At 42.3% G+C, this 10,011-nt stretch carries 10 protein-coding genes and 3 tRNA genes; 9 read left to right on the top strand and 4 right to left on the bottom strand.

Going from position 1 to position 10,011, the window contains the following annotated elements; all coding sequences use genetic code 11:
* The first annotated feature begins 190 nt into the window (after positions 1-190).
* The 5 genes from B9T20_RS09645 (at position 191) to B9T20_RS09625 (ending at position 2,483) form a co-directional block, all read left to right on the top strand.
* A complete protein-coding gene (locus B9T20_RS09645; RefSeq protein WP_094490849.1) occupies positions 191-913 on the top strand; it encodes a hypothetical protein in 723 nt (240 codons plus the stop codon).
* Between the two features lie 80 nt (positions 914-993).
* Positions 994-1,200, top strand: coding sequence for an AlpA family transcriptional regulator (locus B9T20_RS09640; protein WP_094490848.1), 207 nt, complete (start codon positions 994-996; stop codon positions 1,198-1,200).
* 2 nt (positions 1,201-1,202) lie between these two features.
* The gene (locus tag B9T20_RS09635) at positions 1,203-1,637 is read left to right on the top strand and encodes a hypothetical protein (RefSeq protein WP_008316353.1); all 435 of its coding nucleotides are present in this window, start codon (positions 1,203-1,205) and stop codon (positions 1,635-1,637) included.
* Between the two features lies 1 nt (position 1,638).
* Entirely contained in the window at positions 1,639-1,953 is a 315-nt protein-coding gene (locus tag B9T20_RS09630; protein WP_148138457.1) for a hypothetical protein, read from the top strand.
* Between the two features lie 86 nt (positions 1,954-2,039).
* Positions 2,040-2,483 (top strand): hypothetical protein, encoded by a 444-nt coding sequence (locus B9T20_RS09625; protein WP_094490846.1) that lies wholly within the window; start codon positions 2,040-2,042, stop codon positions 2,481-2,483.
* A 657-nt stretch (positions 2,484-3,140) separates the two neighbouring features.
* On the opposite strand, the gene B9T20_RS10140 is transcribed toward B9T20_RS09625, so the two are convergent.
* A tRNA-Sec gene (locus tag B9T20_RS10140) sits at positions 3,141-3,230 on the bottom strand.
* A 124-nt stretch (positions 3,231-3,354) separates the two neighbouring features.
* On the opposite strand from B9T20_RS10140, the gene selA reads away from it, so the two are divergent.
* The 4 genes from selA to B9T20_RS09605 all read left to right on the top strand — a co-directional run bounded on the left by selA (position 3,355) and on the right by B9T20_RS09605 (position 8,153).
* Positions 3,355-4,698 (top strand): L-seryl-tRNA(Sec) selenium transferase, encoded by a 1,344-nt coding sequence (gene selA, locus B9T20_RS09620; RefSeq protein WP_094490845.1) that lies wholly within the window; start codon positions 3,355-3,357, stop codon positions 4,696-4,698.
* Positions 4,695-6,488: a selenocysteine-specific translation elongation factor gene (gene selB, locus B9T20_RS09615; protein ID WP_094490844.1), complete on the top strand. Its 1,794-nt coding sequence runs from the start codon at positions 4,695-4,697 to the stop codon at positions 6,486-6,488. Before selA ends, selB begins: the two co-directional genes overlap by 4 nt.
* Before the next feature lie 12 nt (positions 6,489-6,500).
* Positions 6,501-6,851, top strand: coding sequence for a Spx/MgsR family RNA polymerase-binding regulatory protein (locus B9T20_RS09610; protein ID WP_094490843.1), 351 nt, complete (start codon positions 6,501-6,503; stop codon positions 6,849-6,851).
* 84 nt (positions 6,852-6,935) lie between these two features.
* Complete coding sequence (locus B9T20_RS09605) at positions 6,936-8,153, top strand: PLP-dependent aminotransferase family protein (RefSeq protein ID WP_094490842.1); 1,218 nt, start codon at positions 6,936-6,938, stop codon at positions 8,151-8,153.
* Between the two features lie 63 nt (positions 8,154-8,216).
* Here B9T20_RS09605 and B9T20_RS09600 read toward each other — a convergent pair whose 3' ends face one another.
* The 3 genes from B9T20_RS09600 to B9T20_RS09590 all read right to left on the bottom strand — a co-directional run bounded on the left by B9T20_RS09600 (position 8,217) and on the right by B9T20_RS09590 (position 9,977).
* Positions 8,217-9,569, bottom strand: coding sequence for a uracil-xanthine permease family protein (locus tag B9T20_RS09600; RefSeq protein ID WP_008316340.1), 1,353 nt, complete (start codon positions 9,567-9,569; stop codon positions 8,217-8,219).
* A 130-nt stretch (positions 9,570-9,699) separates the two neighbouring features.
* Positions 9,700-9,775, bottom strand: a tRNA-Val gene (locus tag B9T20_RS09595).
* Between the two features lie 126 nt (positions 9,776-9,901).
* A tRNA-Val gene (locus B9T20_RS09590) sits at positions 9,902-9,977 on the bottom strand.
* Positions 9,978-10,011: the final 34 nt, after the last annotated feature.

Genomic DNA, 10,011 nt, shown 5'->3' with positions numbered 1-10,011 from the left:
TTTAAAATTGCCATGATTTGGCTATCAGTAAATTTAGATGTTTTCATTAAGAATCTCCTAACTTATTTAAATTAATATTAAGCGAAAATTCTACTTTTGAATCCTATTATTTTTAGGGGGGATTACCGTACGATACCTCTCTTTAAAGTTAAACGAAGAAATATTGGAAGCTGATCTGTATAGATTAGCAATGAATAACCAATTAATTTTATCTGTTATGTTACCAAATAGAGAGCTATTTCCTGCTTTTGTTAAAAATAAAGGGAGCGATACAATTTTATTGAAATATCCTATGAATAAAGATGAAGAAAATGATTACATACAAACCTTCTATCCAACAGCACCTGAAATAGGTCGAGATATAATAAATAATTTCAGCACCCAAAAGACATTAAAAAATATTGAAGGTATATGGGATATTATAAATATTCATCACAGCACCGAATTATTACGATCATTATTCATTACAAAAAATGATGAATTTTATGAAGAAAATTTTCCCGAATATGGAATATACCTTAGATCTATAGATAAATCAGAATATGCTGAATTACAACTTCATATACCCGAACGATATATTGAAGAAAATAATTCTTACATTCCCGATACTGATATACCCGCAAATGAACTGCCCTTAGGTAGCATCATAATTATACGCCCCGAGAATTTAGAGCTATTTATCGTAAACCATAAAAAAAACATAAAACAAAATATAGCTTACAAAAAACGTCACAACAGCATGCTCAAACTAATATCGATTTTATTATATAGCGACACAAAACTACCATTGGGCATGACATTTAAAACCGCTGGGATTCTAAAAAGACAAGGAGAATTATTCGGTGTAAATCTATCAGATGATACGATTAATAAAATTATAGAGGAAGCTATCGAAAACTATCCTAAATCATAAAAAAAACCTAATTAGGATATTTCCATATTCATTTTTTATATTCTTAAAACCTCTAATCACATCCATACAGAGGTTTTAAGATGAATACAGAAAAACAGTTTATTAGGTTAAATCAAGTTATCAATCTCACTGGCTTATCACGAGCAAGTATTTATAACTACATTCAAGAAAGTAGATTCCCAAAGCCTGCAAAATTTGGCAAAAATTCATTATGGGAATACTCAGAGATCCAAACATGGATTAATGATCGCCTTACAGAGCGTGATACAGCTCAGGGAGGTATTTAATCATGCCTATTCAAAACCTTAATAAATCACAAGATCAAGCTCGAAGAAATACAACTGAGGATATGATCGAAGCATTACAGGATATTTATACAAGCCAAATCATCGAATTTATTACAGATGCTAGACGAGACAATATCAGAGCCTGGCTAAATGAAGGAGATACTTTTCATGGTAATGAATGGCTATTAGATTCTGTAATCACAGCAATGAGTAATGATGTGAATTTATGCCTAGTCGCTAAATCCGAGCATATCCCGATAGGCACATTTTTAACAGCTAAAGAAAATTGTTTATATCAACTTCAAGAAATGAAGCTAGATCTCATTACATTATTAAGCCTTAAACATGCGGTAAATGAGCAAATCATAAACATGACTAAGGAAATGATTAGCATAACCAATTCAATCAAAAATTATGATCAATCAGGAGGGATTTAATATGACAAAGAAATCTCTTACAAATAAGCTTGTTTATATGCTCGATATTTTAAGCCATACAAGCTTAAATAAATTAGAAGCTCCGAGATATGGTGACACGTGCATAAACACCACTAAAAGCGAATTAGAAGCTAAAGGATGCAAGTTTGATCATATAGATGAAATAATTCCCAACCGTTTTGGCTCTGAATCAAAATTCAGGCGATATTATTTAATTTTTATCCCTGAGCATCTTCAAAAAGAACTGGATGAATACAGGAAAGAAAAAAGCGCTCAACCGTCCAAAGTAAAAGCGCCCCATTCAGGTACTAAATAAATAATTTATTCAGTCATAAAACTATAGCTTAATTTTCAACTTTGAACAATCGAGCTATAGTTTTCTAAATGATGAGATTTATCATTATGAGTTATGCAAAAAAACAAGCCTACAAGAAAAGCAAATTAAAAGCACAGGAAGAGATTAATGGCGCTAAATTTTCTATGTTTAGGCATGATGTATTCAACAGTAAGGAATATTATTCCCTTTCGCCTATTGCCGTTAAATTGCTTGTAGATGCTATGGCAATTTATAACAGATTAAACAACGGCGATTTATCTTTTGCTTTTTCGATCATGAAAGATCGAGGATGGAAATCAGAAACCACACTAAGAAAAGCCATTAAAGAATTACTAGATGCTAATTTTTTAATATTAAGCCGACAAGGTGGGCGAAACAATCGCCCCAATCTATACGCCCTAAGCTTTTACAAGATTAATGATTGTTTAAATAAAGATGGATTCTCTAAGATTGATATTAAGCCAACGAAAAAAGCCCCTGATGATTGGAAAAATGCTCTTAAAAATTAATTTAAGTACACCATTTTTTATAGGCTAGAAGCAAAGTAGCCCACAGATTTTAACGGCTGAATATCAAAATAGAATACTTAGCCTACAGAATATGGTGCTATTAAGACTATTTTTTACTATTTCAGCCCACAGAATATGGTGTCCTTTATATATATAGCCATATGTATGCTATTTATTAGCAAGCCTATACCTGTTATCTAATATAGATTTAAGAGCAGATGAATATTAAATACTAGGTTTTAAGAGTCCATAAAAAAGGAAGTAAACGAACGCTATAAAAAAGAGTTTTGCGGACTCCATAAAAAAAGAGTTTTCAGACACGTTATAGCACTAAGTTTTTAGAGTCCATAAAAAAGGCTTTTCGGGCATCTTAGAACAACAAGATTACCACAAGGAATCACGGCAAGATTACGGCTATGATTTAATGAAGAGGGTTTTCCGTCACATACGCGCGCGCGAAAGATACAATATCAAGATATAAAAACGCATTGAAAGTATAAATATCAATCTTTATTACAAAAATTTTGTAACCTAATTTATTCCAATCAATCGCCCCATGATCTGATATCAATCAATAAAAATAAGGGTACAGATAAGGGTATAAAAGAACCAGAAAAGATAAAAACCCTTGATATATAAGGGCTTTTTAGTATTATTTGGCGGAAGCAGCAGGAATCGAACCTACCTCAGCCGATAGGCTGACAACGGTGTTGAAGACCGCGGGGCCCCCAGGACCCATTTACTTCCGCGTGTACTATACCATTGCATCTGGCAATTCTCAAATGTTAATCCTCCTGTTTCTTGCACAGATTTATTGCCCAATTTCTATTATAATTAAGGGTTAAAGTGATCCATCAACTAGGCAAACAACGTGCAATTATCTAACATCATTCAAGTGGGCAAGTTACTGAATCATCCACAACTCATCCCTTACATTGAAACATTGAGCCGCCCGATCGTCACTGAGATCGTGCGCCGCAGCATCGATGACTACAAACAAACCTTAATCCGCGAACAAGGCAATGTTGATTTAGATGATCTTCTCGTGATCATCCTCACTGAACTTACCATCATTGCGCGGGAGAAAACACAACCGGTCATCAATGCCACGGGGATTTTAGTGCACACCAATCTTGGGCGCGCGCCGATTGATCGCACTCTTTGGAATAAAGCGGGCGACACTGTTTGCCGTTACTCAAATTTAGAATTTAACCTCATCAATGGCAAGCGTGGCAGCCGCATGGGCATGCTCAGTCGCGTGATCCGTACTTATTTTGGGGGCGAGGATAATGTTGTGGTCAATAACAATGCCGCAGCGATTCATTTGATTTTAAAAACCTTCGCAATTGGTAAAGAGGTGATCGTCTCACGCGGTGAACAGGTGCAAATTGGCGGTGGCTTTCGCATTCCGGAGATTCTGGCAGAATCAGGTGCAATTTTAAAAGATGTGGGCAGCACAAACATCACAACTTTAGACGATTACTTAAATGCCATCACAGACAACACGGCCATGGTGCTATTGGTGCATCAGTCAAACTATTACATTGAAGGATTTACCGAGCAAGTGGACCCTAAAGCATTGCGCGATGCATTGCCTGCTCATGTCATGCTCGTAGTGGATCAAGGTTCAGGCAATCAATCACCCCATTTGATCGGAGAAACCACCGTCAGTTATTATGAAAAATTAGGTGCGGATTTGATCGCCTTTTCCGGGGATAAAATGGTGGGTGGCCCCCAAGCCGGCATCATCATTGGCAAAACACAATACATCCAAAAAATCCAAAAGCACCCCATGATGCGTGTATTTCGTCCAGGCAAAGAGACGTATGCCTTATTAGAAAATCTACTTCTCACGCAAATGAATGACAAACACAGCGCGGTTAATCGCGCTGCATGGACGATTGCCCAACCACTGAATCACCATAAAATTTTGGCAGAAGTGCTCGCTGAACAAACCAATGGCCGCACTCGCATCATTAAAACAGAATATTTGGTGGGCGGTGGCACAACGCCGCGCGCAAAATACCCAACCTATGCCTTAGCGATTGATCATCCTGCTCCGGCCGATGTGCTGCTGAGCCATCTACGTGCACAAACGCCGCCCATCATTGGCGTCATCCAACAAGGGCGCGTGGTGATCTATCCTGTCTCCCTTCTTCCCTCTGAATATGATTATGTCGCTCGCACACTCGCTGAGCTAAAGGATGAGTTATGAATGCTGTCATTGGCACCGCAGGTCATGTTGATCACGGTAAATCCTCTTTGATTCATGCCTTAACCGGCATCCACCCTTCGCGCTTGCCAGAAGAGCGTGAGCGCGCCATGACCATTGATCTTGGTTTTGCCAATTTCACAGCAACCGATGGCAGTAAAATTGGCATCATCGATGTGCCCGGCCATGAACGCTTCATCCGCAATATGGTGAGCGCCGTCTGGGGCTTGGATTTGGTCTTATTCGTGGTGGCAGCCGATGAAGGCTGGGCAGCTTTATCTGAAGAACATTTACGCATCATCACCGCAATGGGCAAACATCAATGCATTTTGGTGCTCACCAAATGTGATTTGGTAGATGATCAACGCCGCCAAGCGGTGGAAGATGATGCCCTTGAGCGCTTTTTAGACACCATGAACACGCTGCCCGATGTGGTGCATGTCAGCAGCATTCAAGGCACCGGTTTAACAGAGCTCAAAACCCTCATTGAAAGCAAAGTCAATGATCTACCAGCTCGTGATGAACTCGATCATGGCGCCCATTTGTATGTGGATCGTGTTTTTTCCGTCAATGGCATTGGCACCACAGTTACCGGCACGCTTCGCGGCGCACCATTGACTGAAAACGTCACATTAACACTCTTTCCGGGCAATATGCCTGTTAAAGTGCGCTCGCTTCAGAGTTATCACACACAAGTTGAAACCGCCGTGCCCTATTCACGCACCGCCGTTGGCTTAAAACAGGTGAATAGAAAACTCCTCAAACGTGGCAGCTGCTTAGTCGCCGACAGTAGCAGCATCACCATGAGCGATGATTGGATCATTCAGCTTGACCCACAATTTAGCAGCACCTTAAAAAAACAAGGCATGGTGGAAGTGGCGCTTGGCACCACGCACACACATGCTAAATGCTTCACCTATGCCGATGGACAATTGGCGCGCCTACAACTCAAAGAGGCCATTCCTGCCTTTTGGGGGCAACCGATGCTCATCATTCAGCACGGCGGCAGCCACATCATTGGCGCAGGTAAAATTGCATGGATGCATCCCCTTGATCGTTCTATGCGCGATGTATTGCAACAAGCCCTCACCACTTTGACCATTCAAAGCGCCGATTTAGAATCAAAACTGGCACTCGAAATTCAGATCAATGGTTTTACAGAGCGCCATGCGGATGTCAAACAACCTGAAACCGCCCTTGTCCTTGGGCAATGGTGGATTTTACCTGCCGCCCTTGAAAAACTGCATCAAGCTTGTAGTGATGTGCTCAATCAAGCCATCAGCGCCATGACGGTTGAAGAAATTGCCAAGCAAATTCAACATCCCTTGTCACTGACTGAAGCGATGATTGAGCAAGGTTGCCAAAAAGGTGAATGGCAGCGCATTAAAGGCGGCATTGTCAATGCCTTTAACCTGGCGAGCGACACACTGCCGGACAACCTTCAGCAGTTGTATGATGCCATCGATGATTGTGGCAGCGCAGGCTTTGAAGCCGGTAAATCTCGCATTGTGGGCATCAAACGTTTACTGAGGGCTTTGACGGAAAAAGAACTCATCGTCCCCACTGAAAATGACATTTTCTTTAGCACCAAAGCCTATGAGCAATTGGTGAAAAACATCATGCTTAACCGCACACTCGGCGAACGCTTTACCGTTGCCGATGCCCGCGAACGCACCGATCTTTCTCGCAAACAACTGATCCCACTTTTTAACCGCATGGAAAAAGATGGCTGGGTCAAACGCATTGAAAATGATCGTGAAGTGTGTCGCGAATATCCATCTTCTGAATCTTAAATGAGGTACATTATGCTCATTATTTATGGCATCCCCAATTGTGACACCGTCAAAAAAGCCCGTGCATGGCTCACGGAACAGAACATTGAATACACTTTCAGCGACTTTAAAAAATCCGCACCTTCTGCTGAACTATTAAAAACGTGGATCGATGCTTTTGGATTAGATGTGGTCATCAATAAACGCGGCACCACTTGGCGTAAACTCAGTGCAGAGGATCAAGCAGCATGTGCAGCAGTCAAAACTGCTCTGCCCATTTTGCTGGCAAACTTAAGCATGATTAAACGCCCAATCCTGATGAAGGATGATCAGCCCATTTTTATTGGCTTTGATCCAAGCTTATGGCAAACAAAATTAAAATGATTTGATACAATGGACAGGCAACATAAGGAATCAACATATAGATAAGACAACGATATAAGATCAACATAATACATAGGTGTGCCCATGAATCAGAAGATTACCAATTTAATTGCGAAGCCCTTGCAAGGCATCAGCAGTTCACTGGCCCGCCAACTGGTGGGTAATGTGCGTTACAATCCTGACGTCATCTCCATGGCAGGAGAAGTCACCACTGCTGAGTTGTATGATGTTGATGGCGTGCATACCGCCATTCAGTGCTCGTTAGATGCGCCCACAAAGGATTTCGGTTACGGACTCACCGAAGGACTGCTCGGCACCCGTGAAGCCATCTTGCCCTTTGCCAAAAAGCATTGGGGCATTGATGCTTCAGCCAATGAGGTGATCATCACCTCTGGCGCCCAACAAGCATTGCATATCGCCAGCCGCATTTTGACAGACCCTGGCGACACCATCGCCATTGCCGATGCAGCCTATCTATTGGCCATGCAAACGTTTCAAATTTCTCATGCTCGAATGCTCACCATTGCTTGCGATGAGGAAGGCATCATTCCCGATGCCCTTGAACAGCATTTAAAGCAGCAGCGCATCAAAGCGCTGTATGTGGTGTCTAACAATGCCAATCCCACCGGCATTACCTTATCTCTTGAGCGGCGGCGTCGTTTAATTGTGCTCGCGGATTTATATGATTTCATCATCATAGAAGATGATCCTTATTGCGCGCTGCGTTTTGATGGCCAAGTATTACCGAGCATCTATACCTTAGCGTCACAAATGGGGCTTGGGCAGCGGGTGCTCTTTTTAGGCTCTTTTTCCACAACCTTCATCCCTAGCCTGCGCTTAGGGGTGCTCATTGCTAAAGATCCGCTCTATCAAGCCGCTGTGATCATGAAACAATATCTTGACATCAACAGCAGCTGCTTATCCCAAAAGGCACTTGAGCAGTATCTGAACAGCGGACGCATCGATGCACAAATCAATCGGCTGCGCCACACATATCATCAACGCTGCTTTGCCCTAACGAAAGCCATTGATGAACATCTCTCGGAGCATTTGACATACCATCCGCCTGATGGCGGTGTTTTTTTATGGGCGCGATTAAAGCAATCCATCAATGCCCTAGAATTATTGCCTTATGCCATCAAAGAAAAATTGATTTTCATCCCCGGGGCAACTTTTTACACCAATAAGCCGTGCTTTTCTACCTTACGTTTTTGTTATTCATCTGTACCTGCCGATCAGATGGAGGAAGCCATGCTGCGTTTAGGGCGCGCACTGAAACAGTATATGGCGGATCATTTTTAATCCACCCACATTAAAAAACTCGCCAGATTGGCGAGTTTTTTGATTCAATCAATGCGACATGATTTATTTTTCATCTCTTGGGAAGATCAGATTCAAAATAATCGCCGTAAAACCACCGGCAGCAATGCCTGATGAGAACAATGTTTTAATCATATCTGGGGCAAATTGCAAAATGGCCGGCTGTTGAGAAACGCCCATACCCACGGCTAATGACAATGCCATGATCATAATGGCGCGGCGATTTAAAGCTTCACGTGAAACAATGCGCACACCAGAGGCGGCAATTGTCCCAAACATCACCAATGTCGCACCGCCTAACACAGGCTCAGGAATGCGTTGCACCAATTGCGCCACAGATGGGAACAGACCCAATAGAATCAACATACCCGCAACCACGTAGCCCACATAACGACTGGCCACACCTGTCAATTGAATCACGCCATTGTTTTGCCCAAAGCAGGAGTTCGGGAATGTATTAAAAATGGCTGATACCATTGAGTTCAAGCCATTGGCCAATACACCACCTTTAAGGCGCTTCATGTATAAAGGACCTTCCACAGGCTGCGCTGACACATCCGATGTTGCGGTAATGTCACCAATGGTTTCTAAAGAAGTGACCATAAAGATCAAAATGAGCGGCAGCAATAAGTTCCAATCAAAGCTCAAGCCATAATAGAAAGGCTCAGGCACTGCCACCAATGGCACTTCTTCCAATACTTTGTGTGGCAGCATGTCCGTTGCCCATGCAGCTAAATAACCCACACCCATGGCAATCACTAAAGATGAAATGCGTAAATATGGATTCTTCTGACGATTGAGCAAGACAATCACCGCCAAAACGACGCCCGCCAATAATAGGTATTTAGGCGCACCAAAGGTGTTGTCTGCCAAGGCATCATATCCGCCACCGATGGACGTCAAACCCACTTGAATGAGGGATAAACCGATGATCATCACCACAATACCAGACACCAATGGCGTAATGATGCGGCGGGCTAAATGTAAGGCGCGCGATAAAATCACTTCTGTCATCGCTGCCACTAACAATGTGCCAAAGAGTGCCGCCATCATGGCATTGTCATCTAAACCACCATTTTTAAGGGCGGTGCCCCCCATGATTAATGGTGCAACAAAGTTAAAACTCGTGCCCTGAATAGACAAAAGACCAGATCCAACTGGTCCCCATGCGCGAATTTGTATTAAAGAAGCTAAACCGGATGCAAATAATGACATGCTGATGATGCGCTGCGTATCGTGTGCCGATAATCCGAGCGACTGACAGATGATCATCGCGGGTGTAATCACAGCAACAAACATGGCCAACAAGTGCTGACAGGCTGCAAATAGTGTTTGAGGTAACGGCGGTCTATCCTCTAGACCATAGATCAAATCATTCTTGACAGCGGGCTCTGACATTTTAGCGTTCTCCTGATCGCAAAATGCGCATTGTAATGCCGTCACGAAAAAAGGCAAGTAAATCGTGATTTATTTATAATTTTTGTACAGACACAAAAAAAGCTAGATTTTCATCTAGCTTTCTTCGATATGGTGGGTAGTGAGGGGATCGAACCCCCGACCCTCGCCTTGTAAGGGCGATGCTCTACCAGCTGAGCTAACTACCCGAAGAGGTGCGTATAATACCGATTGAATGTAATCTTGTCAACAAACTTCATTGATCAATTTTTCACCAATCGTTGCCAACGTCTTAGGCAATAAAAAAGCCAGAATTGAATTCTAGCCTTTCGATATGGTGGGTAGTGAGGGGATCGAACCCCCGACCCTCGCCTTGTAAGGGCGATGCTCTACCAGCTGAGCTAACTACCCGAAAGAGGTATGCATAATAATCAAGAATGCTGCC

Source organism: Wohlfahrtiimonas sp. G9077, from assembly GCF_002252155.1.
Classification (GTDB): domain Bacteria; phylum Pseudomonadota; class Gammaproteobacteria; order Cardiobacteriales; family Wohlfahrtiimonadaceae; genus Wohlfahrtiimonas.
This window is presented reverse-complemented; position numbering and strand designations above follow the sequence as displayed.